The sequence below is a fragment of the Pseudomonas arsenicoxydans genome, from assembly GCF_900103875.1.
Classification (GTDB): Bacteria; Pseudomonadota; Gammaproteobacteria; order Pseudomonadales; family Pseudomonadaceae; genus Aquipseudomonas; species Aquipseudomonas arsenicoxydans.
The window spans coordinates 3,276,817-3,293,303 of the sequence record NZ_LT629705.1; the positions used below are offsets into that span (position 1 = coordinate 3,276,817).

Here is a 16,487-nt window from a genome sequence, read left to right on the forward strand (position 1 = left end):
GACCTGCGTGAAGCAATTATTTCGTTGTGGAGACTGCCGTCATGGCCCACGAACTCTATACCCGCACCAACCAGAAGATTTATTTCGCCGGCTTGTCGCTGGAAGCGCTGGCCAAAGCCGAAGAGGGGCGGGCAATGAACTCCCTGGCGTTGATTCAGGCAGGACGTGAATCGGCGCTGTTCCACCTGTACGGTGCGCTGCTGGGCTTGTGTCATGAAATCGCCGGCTTCTATCGCCTGCCTCAGGCCAACGCGCCTCGGGCCGAGTTACTGCTGACTCGCGAGGTGCTGGACACCATCGCCATTCCCGAAATGGCCGAGATGGTCGAGTTGGCGCAAAACCCTGAAACCTGGCTGGCCAAACTGTTGGCGGCCCACGCAGCGTTGTTTCAACCACCTCGCGCTCCGCACAAGCCTAAAGGCGATGTGACGCAACCCCTCATCCTGGCGGTTAACCTGGATGATGAAGAGGCGCCAGAGGAGCTGAGTCGGGAAGAGCTGGAGAGCTGGCGTCAGAACCTGAAAGGGTTGGCGATTCGGTTTCGCGAAGGTTTGAACGAGTGTTAAGGGAAGGATGACCCGATGTGTCGTCTGCTCAGGGATGAGCGCTGGTAGATGTTGCTTCGTGATGACATCTGGTCAAGTTACTGAGCGAAGCCTGGCCGATGCCTATATAATCCCCGCCTTTCGTGGAGAACAGACCTTTATGCCAACGTCCTTTCTAGAAATTGTCGAGTTACCAGACGGCCGAATCGAGCTGCGCAGGGCCGAGGACGAAGGTTCTCTGGTTACTTTGGATTTCTCCGAGGATGCCAAAGTGTTCTTGCAAGGCCAGCACGTGGAAGTCGCCAAGGCGATGTTGAGCGTCGGCGTGCAGATGGCAGGGCGCCTGGTTGAAGGTGAATTCAATACGGATGAGAGCTCGCGGGTCCTTCATTGATCCCGTTCGTCGCTTTCTGCTGATACCGCTCCAGTCCGGCTTCTCTGTCCGTTGAGAAGCCCTGCGCTATTAATGGCGCTTTGTTGCACGTTAACCCAGTCGAATATTCAGGCTTTGAGCATCCCCGATACGGGCTGCGCTGATCAGTTGTTGCCGTGAGTTTGTGTTCAGCGGGTTAAGCCAGCTGACAACCGTGTGACTGCGGCCCAGGCGCAAGGCTTCGCAAGTCAGCTGCTGGGCACTCTGAGTGCCGCGTGGTTGCAGCAACAGGATGCGTTCGCGGTTGAGGCCAGCTTCGCGCAGCCACACTTGAGTCAGGCTGGCGGGCGGAGCAATCAATGTCAGCCAGCGTGCGTCCTGATCCTGACTCAGCTCCCGAAGAATGGGCGCCAGAAGATTCAGGCAGTTCCCCGCCGCACCACGCAATGACAGCTCGCTGAAGACTTCGGGTTCTGCGCCCCAAGGCGCCTCGACCACGTCTTTCAGGATCGGTGCCAATGGCTGTGCCAGAAATGCCTCGAACAACGGCAGTTGGGCTTGTTGTGGTGTGTGTGGGAACTGCATAGAGCCTCCTTTAGCGGCGAATGACGCCAACACTCAAGCCTTCGATCACCAGTTCCTGATCTTTCAGGTTCACTTCGATAGGGGCGAATTCAGGGTTTTCGGCAAGTAACCAGACTTTGCTGCCATCGCGCTTGAAACGCTTGACGGTCACTTCATCACCGATCCGTGCCACGACGATCTGGCCGTTGCGGGCTTCACGGGTGGTGTGGACGGCCAGCAAGTCGCCGTCGAAAATGCCGACGTCTTTCATGCTCATGCCATGAACGCGCAGCAGATAGTCGGCACGCGGATGGAAGAAGGCAGGGTTGATGTTGCAGGACTCTTCGATGTGTTGCTGGGCCAGGATCGGCGCACCGGCGGCCACTCGGCCAATGATCGGCAGTGTGGACTCGTCGGCCTTGGCTTCGAAGCCAGGGATGCGAATGCCGCGGGAGGCGCCCGGGGTCATCTCGATAGCACCTTTTCGGGCCAGTGCCTTCAGGTGTTCTTCCGCCGCGTTGGGCGATTTGAAACCCAATTCCTGAGCGATTTCCGCACGTGTCGGCGGGTAACCGTTGTCTTCTAGGCAGCGTTTGATGAAGGCCAGAATCTCTGCTTGGCGTGGCGTCAGCTTTAGCATATTGATCGCTCTGTCTTTTTATACAGTGACTGGGATTATATACAGTGGATCGGTCTTGGCAATGCCCCTTTTTTTACTGGCCGCTGGACGGTCAATCAGGCGGCTTATTAAAGCGTCGACGATGTATGGTTAAATAGCTGACCGACCATTCCCAAAACGAACCGGCAGGCTTGACAACGCACAGGCTGAAACGTATGTTTCAAACAAGTGTTTGTCAGGCGGAGTAGCCATGGCCCAGTCGGAAACCGTTGAACGCATTCTTGATGCTGCCGAGCAGTTGTTCGCGGAAAAAGGTTTCGCGGAAACCTCTTTGCGTCTGATCACCAGCAAGGCCGGTGTCAATCTGGCGGCGGTGAATTATCACTTCGGATCGAAAAAGGCGCTAATTCAGGCCGTCTTCTCGCGTTTTCTCGGCCCGTTCTGCCTGAGCCTCGATAAAGAGCTCGAACGCCGTCAGGCCAAGCCTGAAAACAAGCCGACGCTTGAAGAGTTGCTCGAAATTCTTGTCGAGCAGGCGCTCGTCGTGCAGCCACGCAGTGGCAACGATCTGTCTATCTTCATGCGGTTACTGGGCCTGGCCTTCAGTCAGAGCCAGGGCCACTTGCGGCGCTATCTGGAAGACATGTACGGCAAGGTGTTCCGCCGCTACATGATGCTGGTCAACGAAGCTGCACCCCGTATCCCTCCGATCGAGTTGTTCTGGCGCGTGCACTTCATGCTCGGTGCCGCTGCATTCAGCATGTCGGGGATCAAGGCGTTGCGTGCGATTGCCGAAACCGATTTCGGCGTCAACACCTCCATCGAGCAGGTCATGCGCCTGATGGTGCCGTTCCTGGCCGCTGGCATGCGCGCCGAAACCGGCGTCACCGATTCGGCGATGGCCACTGCGCAGTTGCGCCCGCGCAGCAAATCAGCCCCGGTTGCCGCCAAGGTTTAACCGCACACGGGTGGGCGGGGCAGCTGACATCCGCTAAGCTAGCCGCCCATGCCGACTCTCGTTCTGAACCCGCTCCCGATTGATATCGCCGTCCTGCCGGGCACCGCCCACGGCGGCGAACCCGTGCGAGCCGGATTCATCGTTTTCAAGGAATCTCTATGACTGCTGGCCTGCAAGGCTCGTTGATGGTGGACGTCGCCGGTACCTGGCTGACGGCCGAAGATCGCCAATTGTTGCGTCATCCCGAAGTGGGTGGCCTGATCATTTTTGCGCGCAACATAGAGCACCCGCGCCAGGTGCGCGAGTTGAGCGCCGCGATCCGCGCCATTCGCCCCGATCTGCTGTTGGCGGTAGACCAGGAGGGCGGGCGGGTTCAGCGTCTGCGTCAGGGCTTCGTCCGGCTGCCGGCCATGCGTGCCATCGCCGACAACCCGAACGCCGAATACCTGGCCGAGCAATGTGGCTGGATCATGGCGACCGAAGTATTGGCCGTTGGTCTGGACTTGAGCTTCGCCCCGGTGCTCGACCTGGATTATCAGCGCAGCGCCGTTGTCGGCACCCGTTCCTTTGAAGGTGACCCGGAGCGCGCCGCGCTTCTGGCCGGTGCCTTCATCCGCGGGATGAACAGCGCCGGCATGGCCGCCACCGGCAAGCACTTCCCGGGTCACGGCTGGGCCGAGGCGGACTCCCACGTCGCCATTCCGACCGACGAGCGCAGCCTCGACGAGATTCGCAGCAAAGACCTGGTGCCGTTTGCTCGACTGAGCAAGCAGTTGGCTGCCGTTATGCCGGCCCATGTGATTTATCCACAGGTCGATTCCCAGCCTGCCGGTTTCTCCCGGCGCTGGTTGCAGGACATCCTGCGTGGCGAGTTGCAGTTCGACGGGGTTATCTTCAGTGATGATCTTTCCATGGCTGGCGCCCACGTGGTCGGCGATGCGGCCAGCCGAATCGAAGCTGCGCTGACTGCCGGTTGCGACATGGGCTTGGTCTGCAATGACCGTGCTGCCGCAGAGTTGGCGCTGAGCGCCGCCCAGCGCATGAAGGTCAAGCCGTCGCCGCGTATTGCGCGGATGCGCGGGCAGTCGTTCGCCGGCACCGAATACCGTCAGGACCCGCGCTGGCTCGCCGCTGTTGGCGCGCTCAAAGAAGCTCAACTGATTGATTAAGGACTTTTTGTTATGACGGTTTACGCGATTATCGGTGGCACCGGCCTGACTCAGCTCGAAGGCCTGAACATTCGTCAGTCACTGGCGGTGGACACCCCTTATGGAGCCCCTTCGGCTGAGGTGCAGATCGGTGAGTACGCGGGCAAGGAAGTGCTGTTCCTCGCGCGTCACGGTCACCCGCACCGGTTCCCGCCGCATCAGGTGAACTACCGCGCCAATCTCTGGGCACTGAAGCAGGCTGGCGCCGAAGCGATCCTGGCAGTCAATGCCGTAGGCGGGATTCACGCGGCGATGGGCACCGGCCACTTCTGCGTGCCGCACCAACTGATCGACTACACCAGCGGCCGCGAACACACCTATTTCGCCGATAACCTGGAACACGTCACTCACATCGATTTCAGCTACCCCTACAGCGAATCACTGCGTCAGCAATTGATTGCGGCGCTGGCGGCTGAAGGCGTGGGCTACAGCGATCAAGGCGTGTATGCCTGCACTCAAGGTCCTCGCCTGGAAACCGTTGCTGAAATCACGAAACTGGAGCGTGACGGCTGCGACATCGTCGGCATGACCGGGATGCCGGAAGCGGCGTTGGCGCGAGAACTTGAACTGGATTACGCCTGTCTGGCGCTGGTGGTAAACCCGGCAGCGGGCAAGTCCTCGGCGGTGATCACCATGGCCGAGATCGAGCAGGCGTTGCATGACGGGATGGGCAAGGTGAAGTCGACGTTGGCGCGGGTGCTTAAGGGCTGACTAGCCATTAGATCGAGTCGACCCAATCGCGAGCAGGCTCGCTCCCACAGGTTCAGCGCTTAGCCTGTGGAAGCGAGCCTGCTCGCGATGGAAATGTAACTGGCAACGCACACCTCAGCGCTTTTCGAGTTTGTCCGGCAACGGCGCAAACAACGCTTCAATATCATCGCTCTGCAACTTCCAGTCCCCGGTCTGGCGTCCGTCCAGCACGCCGGCCGCCAGGTCGGATTTTTCCTTTTGCAGGTGCTGGATCTTCTCTTCCACCGTCCCGCGGGCAATCATCTTGTAGACGAATACCGGCTTCTCCTGACCGATGCGATACGCCCGGTCAGTCGCCTGGTTTTCCGTCGCCGGGTTCCACCACGGGTCGTAGTGAATCACCGTATCCGCTTCGGTCAGGTTCAAGCCAACACCACCGGCCTTCAAACTGATCAGAAAGATCTGACGCTTGCCGCTCTGGAAGTCTTTCACTGGCGCCCGCCGGTCTCGGGTCTGTCCAGTCAGCAGTGCATATTCAACGCCGCGTTTAGTCAGCTCCACTTCGATGAGCGCCAGCATCGAGGTGAACTGCGAAAACAGCAGAATCCGCCGACCTTCCTCAAACAGTTCTTCAAGCATTTCCATCAAGCTGTCGAGCTTGCCCGACGTGCTGCCGCGAGTGGGCAATACGGCATCGTTGACCAGGCGCAAGTCGCAGCACACCTGACGCAGCTTCAGCAGCGCCTCAAGAATGATGATCTGACTGCGCGCCACGCCTTTGCGGGTGATCTCGTCGCGGACTTTCTTGTCCATCGCCAGGCGCATGGTTTCGTACACATCGCGCTGCGCTTCATTGAGTTCGACCCAATGGATGATTTCGGTCTTGGGCGGCAATTCCGTTGCGACTTGTTCCTTGGTCCTGCGCAACAGGAACGGTTTGATCCGGCCGTTCAAATGCTGAAGCCTGATTTCGCTGGCACGCTTTTCGATCGGCACGCGGTAATCGCGGTTGAAGCTTTTGACGTCGCCGAGCCAGCCAGGCAAGAGGAAGTGAAACAGCGACCACAGTTCGCCCAAGTGGTTTTCCAGCGGCGTGCCACTCAGGCACAGGCGCTGGCGCGCGTTCAACTCGCGGGCTGCTTGGGCGGCCTTGCTGTTGGGGTTTTTGATGTATTGCGCTTCGTCCAGAACCAGTACGTGTAGCGGCTGCGCGGCCAGGCGTTCGATGTCTTTGGGCAGCAATGCGTAGGTGGTCAGGATCAGGTCGTAATCGGCCAGCTTATCGAAATGCTTTTTGCGACTGGCACCGTACAGCGCCAGCACGTTGAGCTGCGGCGTAAAGTGCGCCGCTTCATCCAGCCAGTTCGGGATCAGACTGGTGGGCATCACCACCATGCACGGCCGGTCGAGGCGTCCGGCGATCTTCTCGCTGAGAATGTGCGCCAGGGTTTGCAGGGTTTTGCCCAGGCCCATGTCGTCCGCGAGAATTCCGCCGACTTCCAGTTGCCGCAACGACTGCATCCAGCTCAGGCCTTCGAGCTGATACGGACGCAAGGTCGCATTCAAGCCTTCCGGCGCGGCAGCGGTGTAGTCTTTGATGTCGCGCAGGCGCTGGGCGAAGGTGCGGATCTGCTCGCCGCCTTCCCATAGCAGCGGCATGCCTTCCAGTGGATTCAGGCGTATCGCATCGGCCTTGCTCAGGCGCAATGTGGTTTCGCCGGGTTCCTGCAGATAAAACTCGCCGAGAGTCGCCAGCACCGGTTTCAATCGACCGAAGGGCAGGGCGACCTGCAAGGGGCCGTGCTCGGAATTCGGGCGATTGGGGATGTTCACCAAAATCAGCTCGTCATCACGACGGCGGGCGAGGCGTTCCGGGTTGAGGATTTCGGTGTGGGAGCGCATCAGGTTCAGCAGGATCGGCAGCAGGCTCAGTCGCTCGCCGTTGACGATGATCCCCAGCTCCAGATCAAACCAGTCGCGGTCCGGCGCCTGTTCGACGGTGGCGTACCAATCTTCTACCGCCGTCAGGTCGAAACCGAAATCCTCGTCGATCTGCAGCTCCCAGCCTTGGGTGCGCAGCTTCGGCAGCTCATTGAGGGTGAAGGTCAGCCAGGCACTGTCGTTGACCATCTCATAGAGTTCGCCGGCACTTTCCGGCAAGGCTTTGCTTTGCCGAGTGGCGACTTTGAAACCGAGGATTCGCAGCTGTTCCCTGTAGGTCTGTTCGACTTCGGGGTGGCGCTTTATCCGTAGTGTCTGGGTTTCCTGACGGATCAGGATGTCGGCATTCTTCTGCCCGCTGACGTATTCATCCAGATAGTTGAATGACAGCGCCGCGCGATGCTGGATGTAGCGCTGCATTTTGCCGTTGCGCGGTTCGAAGGCACTGAACTCGATGCTCGCCAGCCACAGGCGCGGCACCGGTTGCACGTTATCCACCAGCACTTGTGGCGGCGCCTTGGGGCTACGGTTTTCCAGCACCGCCTGAAGTTTTTCCAGCAGATCGGCATCTTGTGCGGCGGCGGGGTAGGCCAAGGTTTCCTGAACTTTCAGCAACACCGCCGCGCAATGTTTGCAGTTGCTGTGCACCGGGCACGTACACGTCGCATCGACCATCAGCAGCGTGGATTTGGCTGACTCGCGTAGGCGAATGGTCTGACGGTAGACGTTACCGCCAGAGCCTTCGCACGCAGCGAGGATCGTTGAGTCGCCGGCCTCGACGATCCTGACGCGATTCTCCAGCGCGTAGCGGCGGCCGCGCTCCAGGCTTTGTTCCTTGAATCGGCTGACCCAGGAAGGTGCCAGGGGTTTGCTCAGGGTCGGGGCCATAAGGACTTCAATCAGTCCGGAATTTCATCGGGGACTGGCCGAGGCGCAGGGACGGTCAGCGAGGTGATTTTGATCAGCAGGGCCAGGTGGCCGTTGTCGAGGAAATTCAGCTGGCCGTTCTTGGTGTGACTGTTCTGCTTCATGCGTTCGCTGGCAGTGACCAGGCCGTTGGCGTCAATCCGGTTGACCCAGAAGTCGGCGTCGACGTCGGTGAAACGCCCCAGTTTCAGGGTCAGGGTGCCTTCGATCGGGAACTGGCCGAACTGTTCCTTGCCGTCGGTGATCGCAACTTTAGTGGCTTCTTCGCCCAGGGTCTGTTGCCAGGCCTTGTGCAGCAACACCGTGTAATCCGTGCTGGCGGTGAGTTTTGCCACTTCGCTGTTGAGGCTTGGCGTGCGCAAGCTGTCGGGGCTGATGCGTTGGGCGCCGGCCGCCCAGTCTTCCGGTGCGGCTTTGCTGACAATGGCGGGCACGGCGTTTTGCCGGATCAGAATCATTTCAATCTGATACAGGTCATCGGCAAACGCCGTCGAGGCGAACGACGTTATCAACAACGTTGTCAGCAAGGTCAGTAAACGAAACAGGCGCATGCGGCGTCCTTCAAGCAGTTTTCGGGATGAGGCATTCAAGCAGCGCCTCTACAGTATTAAAGCGCTCTTGCGGGCTTTCCATCGGGACCATGAATTTAAACATCGTGGCGCCTTCGAATTTGTAGCGTTTGGGCTGGCCCTGAATCAGTTTGATCAGCGTCAGCGGATCAACCGGTGTTTGCGCCGCAAACTCGATTCGACCACCTTGCGGGCCGCCGTCGACTTTCTTGATGCCCAGCAGTTCGGCCTGCAGTTTCAGCGCCGTGATGCGCATCAGGTTCTTGGTGGGCTCTGGCAACAGGCCGAAACGATCGATCATCTCCACCTGCAGGTCCTTGAGGCCTTCCTCGTCAGTGGCCGAGGCGATGCGTTTGTAGAGAATCAATCGGGCATGCACGTCGGGCAAATAGGCTTCGGGAATCAACGCCGGGACTCGCAGGTTGACTTCGGGGCCACCGCCTAGCGGTTGATCGAGATTCGGTTGCTCGCCCTTGCGGATCGACTTCACCGCGCGCTCAAGCATCTCCATGTACAGCGTGAAACCGACGGCCTGGATCTGACCGCTCTGACCGTCGCCCAGCAGTTCGCCCGCGCCGCGGATTTCCAGGTCGTTGGTCGCCAGGACGAAGCCCGCGCCGAGGTCCTGGGTGTTGGCGATCGCTTCCAGACGTTTTTCCGCATCCGGGGTGATTTGCTGGCGCGGCGGTGTCAGTAGATACGCGTAAGCCTGGTGGTGGCTGCGACCGACCCGGCCGCGCAACTGGTGCAACTGCGCCAGGCCGAACTTGTCGGCGCGCTCGATGATGATGGTGTTGGCGCTCGGCACGTCGATACCGGTCTCGATGATGGTCGAGGCGATGAGCACGTTGAAGCGCTTGTGATAGAAGTCGCTCATCACCTGTTCGAGATCACGCTCGCGCATCTGTCCGTGGCCGATGCCGATCCGTGCTTCCGGCACCAGCTCGGCGAGGTCGGCGGCGCATTTCTCGATGGTCTTCACGTCGTTGTGCAGGTAATAGACCTGGCCGCCACGCAACAGCTCACGCAGCAGGGCTTCTTTGACCGTGCTCTTGTTCTGTTCCATGACGAAGGTGCGCACCGAGAGGCGACGGGCCGGTGGCGTGGCGATGATCGACAGGTCACGCATGCCTGACACCGCCATGTTCAGCGTGCGCGGAATCGGCGTGGCGGTCAGGGTCAGGATATCGACTTCGCTGCGCAGGGCTTTGAGCTGTTCTTTTTGACGGACACCAAAACGGTGTTCTTCGTCGATGATCACCAGCCCCAGGTTTTTGATTTTCACGTCGTCCTGCAGCAGCTTGTGCGTGCCGATGACGATGTCGATCTTGCCTTCGGCAAGGTCTGCGACCGCCGCATTCACTTCCTTGGCCGACTTGAAGCGGCTCATGACTTCCACGGTCACTGGCCAGTCGGCGAAGCGATCGCGGAAGCTGTTGTAATGCTGCTGGGCGAGCAGGGTGGTCGGCACCAGGATCGCCACCTGGCGACCGCCATGCACGGCGATGAACGCGGCGCGCATCGCCACTTCGGTCTTGCCGAAACCGACGTCGCCGCAGACCAGTCGATCCATCGGCTTCGGCGCGAGCATGTCGGCGCGTACGGCATCGATGGTGGTTTGTTGATCTGGCGTTTCTTCGAACGGGAAGCCAGCGCTGAACGTCGCGTAATCGGCTTTCGGGTCTTCGAAGGCATAACCTTCGCGAGCGGCGCGACGGGCATAGATGTCGAGCAACTCGGCGGCCACATCACGCACCTGTTCGGCGGCTTTGCGCTTGGCTTTCTGCCAGGTTTCGGAGCCAAGTCTATGCAGTGGGGCCAGGGCATCGTCGCTGCCGGTGTAACGCGCGATCAGGTGCAGGTTGGCCACCGGCACGTACAGCTTGGCGCCTTCGGCGTATTGCAGAGTCAGGAACTCGGCCGCCTGATTGTCTATTTCGAGGGTCGCAAGTCCCAGGTAACGACCGACGCCGTGATCGATATGAACCACCGGTGCGCCTTCGCGCAGCTCGGTGAGGTTCTTGATGACCGCATCATTGTTGGCGTCGGCGCGTTTTTCGCGGCGACGGCGTTGCATCACGCGCTGCCCGAACAGCGGGCTTTCGGCGACCAGCGCCAGGGCCGGATCGTCCAGCAACAGGCCTTCGTCGAGCGGCGCAATGGTGATTGCCAGGCGCTCCTTGCTCGCGACGAAGTCTGGCCAGCTGTCGACGGTCTTCGGTCGTAGCTTCAGGCGTTCGAGCAATTCCAGCAGCACTTCGCGACGACCCGCGGACTCGGCGGTGAACAGCACGCGTCCGGGGAACTCGTCGAGGAAACCGGCCAGCGCCGCCAATGGCTGGGTGGCCTTGGCTTCGATGGCCAGGTTCGGCAATTCGCGCGCGGGGAAGCGTTCGCGGCCGACTCCGGTTTCCACGTCCTGTTGACTGGCCACCACCCGTGGCCAGTTTTTCAGGCGGGCAAAGCAATCTTCCACTGGCAGGAACAGCTCGGCCGGTGGCAATAAAGGACGGGACGGATCGACGCGGCGCTCTTCGTAGCGATTGCGCACGTCGTTCCAGAAGTTCTCCGCCGCCTGCTCGATGCCCGGCAAGGAGAACACTTGTGTGTCCTGAGGCAGGTAATCGAACAGCGTCGAGGTGTCATCGAAAAACAGCGGCAGGTAATACTCGATACCGGCCGGGGTGATCCCGCTGCTTAAGTCCTGAAAGATCGGGCAGCGGCGGAAGTCGACATCGAAGCGTTCACGAAAGCGTGCCTTGAAGCGCGTGACCGCATCTTTCTGCAGCGGGAATTCCCGCGCGGGCAGCAGGCGAACGGTGTCCACTTTGTCGATGGAGCGCTGGTTTTCCGGATCGAATGTCCGAAGCGTCTCGATTTCATCGTCGAACAGATCAATCCGGAAGGGCAGTTTGCTGCCCATCGGGAACAGATCGATCAGCGAGCCGCGTACGGTGAATTCACCGTGTTCGTAAACTGTATCGACATAGCGATAGCCGCTGGCTTCCAGTCGGGTACGCATTTGCTCGACATCGAGCTTCTGGCCGACATCCAGAACGAGGCTGCTGCCGAGCAGGAATTTGGTCGGCGCCAGGCGATGCAGGGCCGTGGTGATCGGCACCACCAGCACGCCGTGGCTCAGTTCCGGCAATCGGTAAAGGGCGGCGATACGCTGGGAAATGATGTCCTGGTGTGGCGAAAACAAATCGTAGGGCAGGGTTTCCCAGTCCGGGAAGTGCAGCACCGGCAAATCCGGGGCGAAGAAACTCAGCTCCTGCTCCAGCCGTTCGGCACTTTGGCTATCGGCGGTCAGAAGCAGGGTAAAGCGCTTGGCAGCGCTAGCGGCCTCGGCGATGGCCAGGCTCAGGGCGGCACCGGGCAAGTTGCCCCAGTGCTGTTTACCTGCCGCAGCAGGGAGAAGCGGTAGACGCAGAACGGGCACGGAAGGTTGAGCTCCAAGCGTTGCGACAAAGTCGGTAATTGTAGCGGCCCCGGGTGCCGCCTGTCAGTTGCTAGTGTGTCTATTACGCAGGTTTGGCGAAATGTAGTGGTAAAGACAAAATCCGGCCGGTTTTTACTGAAAATTGATGATTATGTAGTGGCAAATCGACCGAGTGTTACGGAGGGTTACGGATAAGACAGCGGTATCTCCAAAAAATTGACTGCGCTGAAAGCCGCGTATTTACTGGGCTTTAGCGATGCGTGATTTTTTTGAACAGAAATTTGTTACGGATCGCACGACAGGCGCGCATTGCTACGGGAGGCACTCGGCGGCATAATGTAGCCCCTTTTTTCTGCCCCTACATGTGGAAGGTTCCCGTGACTCAGAAGCCCGACCAGTGTCTTGGTGAATGGATCGACCGTGAAGCACTCGCAGAAGCGATGATTCCGCTTATCGGTCAGCTCTACCGCAATAACAACGTGGTGAGCTCGATCTATGGCCGCAGCCTGATCAACCGTTCAGTCATTGCGATTCTCAAAGCTCACCGCTTTGCTCGTCACCGCCAGTCCGATGACAGCGAACTGTCCGTCCACGAAACATTCCCACTGCTCAAAGCGATGAGCGAGCTCAAGCTCGGCGCCGCTTCGGTCGACCTGGGCAAGCTTGCGGTCAAGTTCAAGGCCGAAGGCAATGGCCGTACTGCCGAGCAGTTCGTCCGTGAAGAACTGGCTGACGTGGTTGGCCAGCAGAACGTTGCCCCTCGCAAAGGTACTGACGTGGTTCTCTACGGCTTCGGTCGTATCGGCCGTCTGCTGGCGCGCATCCTGATCGAGAAAACCGGTGGTGGCGACGGCCTGCGTCTGCGCGCCATCGTTGTCCGCAAGGGCGCCGAGAACGATCTGGTCAAGCGTGCAAGCCTGCTGCGTCGTGATTCGGTTCATGGCCCGTTCGATGGCACCATCACCATTGATGAAGCCAACAACACCATCACCGCCAACGGCAACCTGATCCAGGTGATCTACGCGAAAAACCCGACTGAGGTGGATTACACCCAGTACGGCATCAAAGACGCATTGCTGGTGGACAACACCGGCGTATGGCGTGACGCCGAGGGCCTGGGCCAGCATCTGTCCTGCCCGGGTATCGACCGCGTCGTGCTGACTGCGCCTGGCAAAGGCAAGCTGAAGAACATCGTTCACGGCATCAACCACGGTGAAATCACCGCTGATGACAAGATCGTTTCGGCCGCTTCCTGCACCACCAACGCCATCGTGCCGATACTGAAGGCTGTCAACGACAAGTTCGGCATCATCAATGGCCACGTCGAAACCGTTCACTCGTACACCAACGACCAGAACCTGATCGACAACTTCCACAAAGGCGATCGCCGTGGTCGTAGCGCCGCGCTGAACATGGTAATCACCGAGACCGGTGCTGCCACCGCTGCTGCCAAGGCATTGCCTGAGCTGGCTGGCAAGCTGACCGGTAACGCGATCCGCGTTCCGACGCCAAACGTGTCGATGGCCATTCTCAACCTGAACCTTGAGAAAGCCGCCACCCGTGAAGAGATGAACGATTACCTGCGCTACATGGCGTTGCACTCCGATCTGCATAAGCAAATCGACTACGTCAACTCGCAGGAAGTGGTTTCCACCGACTTCGTTGGCTCGCGCCACGCAGGCGTTGTGGACGCTGAAGCGACCATCACCCAAGACAACCGCGTTGTTCTGTACGTTTGGTACGACAACGAATTCGGTTACAGCTGCCAGGTGGTTCGCGTGATGGAAGACATGGCCGGTGTAAACCCGCCAGCGTTCCCGCGCTAAGCTTCAATAGCTGCACATGAAAACGCCCCGACCTAGGTCGGGGCGTTTTTGTTTGTGCGGTTTGTCAGTTGCAGGTGTGTTACCTGGGCGGGGCTCTTCGCGGGCAAGCCCGCTCCCACAGGTTCAATGGTGTTCACTCGATAGCATTCGCGAACCGAACCCTGTGGGAGCGGGCTTGCCCGCGATGGCGATCTATCGAGTGCCGCCGACCACCGCTGCCTGCGCGGTCCGCAACTCATGCCGATTGCCGCGGAACAACACCAGCGTGGCAATCAAGCCCAACACCGCTGCGCCACTGAGCCAGATCCCCGGCGCTGCCTTGTTGTCCAGCACATGGATCAGATAGGTACATGCTGCCGGTGTAAAACCACCAAAGGTCGCGGTCGCCAGGCTGTAGGCCAATGAGAAACCGGTCGTACGAACTTCCACCGGCATGATTTCGGTCAGGGCCACCACCATGGCGCCGTTGTACGAGCCATACAGGAACGACAGCCACAACTCGACGATCAGCAAATGGCTGAAACTCGGGTTCGCCACCAGCCACGACAGGGCAGGGTAAGCCGTGAGAATTGCCAGGATTGTCGCCGCCAACAGCAGCGGTTTACGGCCAATCTTGTCGGACAGCGCGCCCATCACCGGCAGCCAGAAGAAGTTCGACAGCCCGATGCACACCGTTACCAGCAACGCATCCAGATCCGACAAATGCAGCTCGGCTTTGCCGAAAGTCGGCGTATAGGCGGTGATCAGGTAGAACGACACGGTGGTCATCACCACCAGCGCCATGCCTGCGATAACGATGCCGAAGTTCTGGCTGATCGAACGCATGATGTCCCGCAGGGTAGGGCGATGTTTGCGCGCCTGGAACTCCGGGGTTTCTTCCAACGAGCGGCGAATCACGAAGATCACCGGCACGATCATGCAGCCGATCAGGAATGGCACGCGCCAGCCCCAGTCACCCATTTGTTCCGGACTCAGCCAGTGGTTCAAACCCACACCCAGCAGACCGGCGAACACCACGGCGGCTTGTTGGCTGGCAGACTGCCAACTGACGAAGAAGCCTTTGCGGCCCGGGGTGGAGATTTCAGCGAGGTACACCGACACGCCGCCCAACTCCACGCCGGCCGAGAAGCCTTGCAGCAATCGACCAAACAGCACGATCAGCGGCGCCGCGACACCCAGCGTGGCATAACCTGGCACGCAGGCAATCAACACCGTACCGGCAGCCATCAATGCCAGGGTGATGATCAGTCCTTTGCGACGGCCATGACGGTCAATGTAGGCGCCGAGAAATATCGCCCCCAACGGACGCATCAGGAAGCCGGCACCAAAGGTGGCCAGTGACAACATCAGGGAAGCGAAGGCGCTGTCGGCAGGGAAGAAAGTCTTGGCGATGGCCGTGGCGTAGAAGCCGTAGACCATAAAGTCGAACATTTCGAGAAAGTTACCGCTGACAACGCGAAATATCGCTTTGCCTTTGCCCGTATTCGAGGACATGTGTACGTACTCACTTTTAGTTGTCTTGTTGTAAATCCCTGGTCTAGACGCGTCCTCGCCGCCGCCATGAAGGCAGGTCTCCTTCGGCGAACAACTTTGTAACGATATGTGTATGAAGATGGATAGGCAACAACTAGTTAGGTTGCTGCTTAAACGATATAGCCATTAGCCGGTATGAATTGAGGACTGGAGTGAATTACAGCTTGTGAACGACGCAGACCAAATGTGAACGAGCCTTTCTGTCGCATAATGGCTGGCCCTGGCGGTGTGCCAGGGAAATCTTCAGGGGGATGCAGGATTTGTCGAAATGGCGGCTGTGCGGATGCTTAATGTCGATCACCGCGTTATCTGGCTGCGGCAGCGGCGATTCCATGGAAAGCTTCGGTGGCCCGACCATGGGCAGTACCTATTCGATCAAATACGTACGTCACGCCGGTCTTCCTGCTCCGAACGCAGTCCAGGCTCAAGTCGAAAAAATCCTCGCCGAGGTCGATCAGCAACTGTCGACCTACCGCAGCGATTCCGACATCGAACGCTTCAACGATTTGCCCGCCAATCGCTGTCAGAAAATGCCTGCGCCGGTCCTCAAACTGATCCGCGTCGGTGAGCAACTCTCGGAACAAAGCGAAGGCGCCTACGACCTGACGGTGGAGCCGCTGCTCAATCTCTGGGGTTTCGGCCCGCAGGCTCGTGAGGAAAAAGTCCCCACCGTCCAGGCGCTGGCCGATGTCAGGCAGCGAGTCGGTTATCAGCACCTGCGCATCGACCGCGATCAACTGTGCAAGGACGCCGCCGTCGAAGTCGACTTCAACAGCATCGCCGCCGGTTACGCCGTCGACACGATTGCCGCAAAACTGGAAGCGATGGGCATCCACGATTACCTCGCCGAAGCCACCGGGGAGCTCAAGGCGTCGGGCAAGAAGCTCGATGGCTCGCCCTGGAAGATCGCGCTGGAAGAGCCCCGTGACGATCAGCAGGTCGCGCAAAAAATCATCGCAGTCGACGGCTACGGTTTGTCCACCTCCGGCGACTACCGCAATTATTTTCAGCAGGATGGCCGGCGCTATTCCCACACCTTCGATGCTCGCACCGGCGCGCCGGTCTCGCACACCCTGGCATCCGTCACGGTGATTAATCCTTCCGCGTTGATGGCCGATGGCTTATCGACGCTGTTGCTGATTCTCGGCCCCGAACGGGGCTGGGACTACGCAGAAAAACACGATATCGGCGCATTTTTTGTGATTCGTGCCGATACAGGTTTTGTCACACGAGCCAATCAGGCTTTTGAGCGGCTCAGTGCCGGCAAAACCGAATGATCACGGCGATTCGCG

At 59.3% G+C, this 16,487-nt stretch carries 13 protein-coding genes; 7 read left to right on the forward strand and 6 right to left on the reverse strand.

Annotated features, from left to right (window positions below):
* The first annotated feature begins 41 nt into the window (after positions 1 to 41).
* Together BLQ41_RS15270 and BLQ41_RS15275 are read left to right on the forward strand one after the other, a co-directional pair.
* Positions 42 to 566, forward strand: coding sequence for a DUF6586 family protein (locus BLQ41_RS15270; RefSeq protein WP_090182097.1), 525 nt, complete (start codon positions 42 to 44; stop codon positions 564 to 566).
* 139 nt (positions 567 to 705) lie between these two features.
* On the forward strand, positions 706 to 939 hold the full coding sequence (locus BLQ41_RS15275; protein WP_090188568.1) for a hypothetical protein: 234 nt from the start codon (positions 706 to 708) through the stop codon (positions 937 to 939).
* 90 nt (positions 940 to 1,029) lie between these two features.
* Here the strand turns inward: BLQ41_RS15275 and sulA are convergent, their stop codons facing one another.
* Positions 1,030 to 1,503: an SOS-induced cell division inhibitor SulA gene (gene sulA, locus BLQ41_RS15280; RefSeq protein ID WP_090182099.1), complete on the reverse strand. Its 474-nt coding sequence runs from the start codon at positions 1,501 to 1,503 to the stop codon at positions 1,030 to 1,032.
* A gap of 10 nt (positions 1,504 to 1,513) precedes the next feature.
* A complete protein-coding gene (gene lexA, locus BLQ41_RS15285; RefSeq protein WP_090182100.1) occupies positions 1,514 to 2,122 on the reverse strand; it encodes a transcriptional repressor LexA in 609 nt (202 codons plus the stop codon).
* Positions 2,123 to 2,351: 229 nt separating this feature from the next.
* On the opposite strand from lexA, the gene BLQ41_RS15290 reads away from it, so the two are divergent.
* From BLQ41_RS15290 to BLQ41_RS15300, 3 genes are all read left to right on the forward strand, one after another.
* Entirely contained in the window at positions 2,352 to 3,059 is a 708-nt protein-coding gene (locus tag BLQ41_RS15290) for a TetR/AcrR family transcriptional regulator (RefSeq protein ID WP_090182102.1), read from the forward strand.
* Positions 3,060 to 3,229: 170 nt separating this feature from the next.
* Positions 3,230 to 4,228: a beta-N-acetylhexosaminidase gene (gene nagZ, locus BLQ41_RS15295; protein ID WP_197678951.1), complete on the forward strand. Its 999-nt coding sequence runs from the start codon at positions 3,230 to 3,232 to the stop codon at positions 4,226 to 4,228.
* A 12-nt stretch (positions 4,229 to 4,240) separates the two neighbouring features.
* Positions 4,241 to 4,978, forward strand: coding sequence for an S-methyl-5'-thioinosine phosphorylase (locus BLQ41_RS15300; protein WP_090182106.1), 738 nt, complete (start codon positions 4,241 to 4,243; stop codon positions 4,976 to 4,978).
* 114 nt (positions 4,979 to 5,092) lie between these two features.
* Here BLQ41_RS15300 and BLQ41_RS15305 read toward each other — a convergent pair whose 3' ends face one another.
* Genes BLQ41_RS15305 through mfd form a run of 3 tightly spaced genes read right to left on the reverse strand, consistent with a single transcriptional unit; the run spans position 5,093 to position 11,836 of the window.
* Positions 5,093 to 7,786 carry a DEAD/DEAH box helicase gene (locus BLQ41_RS15305; RefSeq protein WP_090182107.1) on the reverse strand — a complete coding sequence of 898 codons (2,694 nt, stop codon included), beginning with the start codon at positions 7,784 to 7,786 and terminating at the stop codon, positions 5,093 to 5,095.
* A gap of 11 nt (positions 7,787 to 7,797) precedes the next feature.
* Positions 7,798 to 8,376 carry a CsiV family protein gene (locus tag BLQ41_RS15310; RefSeq protein ID WP_090182109.1) on the reverse strand — a complete coding sequence of 193 codons (579 nt, stop codon included), beginning with the start codon at positions 8,374 to 8,376 and terminating at the stop codon, positions 7,798 to 7,800.
* Positions 8,377 to 8,386: 10 nt separating this feature from the next.
* Complete coding sequence (gene mfd / locus BLQ41_RS15315) at positions 8,387 to 11,836, reverse strand: transcription-repair coupling factor (protein ID WP_090182111.1); 3,450 nt, start codon at positions 11,834 to 11,836, stop codon at positions 8,387 to 8,389.
* Positions 11,837 to 12,198: 362 nt separating this feature from the next.
* On the opposite strand from mfd, the gene BLQ41_RS15320 reads away from it, so the two are divergent.
* Positions 12,199 to 13,662 (forward strand): glyceraldehyde-3-phosphate dehydrogenase, encoded by a 1,464-nt coding sequence (locus BLQ41_RS15320; protein ID WP_090182113.1) that lies wholly within the window; start codon positions 12,199 to 12,201, stop codon positions 13,660 to 13,662.
* A gap of 192 nt (positions 13,663 to 13,854) precedes the next feature.
* Here the strand turns inward: BLQ41_RS15320 and tcuC are convergent, their stop codons facing one another.
* A complete protein-coding gene (gene tcuC, locus BLQ41_RS15325) occupies positions 13,855 to 15,156 on the reverse strand; it encodes an MFS transporter (protein ID WP_090182114.1) in 1,302 nt (433 codons plus the stop codon).
* A 329-nt stretch (positions 15,157 to 15,485) separates the two neighbouring features.
* Between tcuC and BLQ41_RS15330 the strand changes: the two genes are divergently transcribed.
* Positions 15,486 to 16,472 (forward strand): FAD:protein FMN transferase, encoded by a 987-nt coding sequence (locus tag BLQ41_RS15330; protein ID WP_090182116.1) that lies wholly within the window; start codon positions 15,486 to 15,488, stop codon positions 16,470 to 16,472.
* Positions 16,473 to 16,487: the final 15 nt, after the last annotated feature.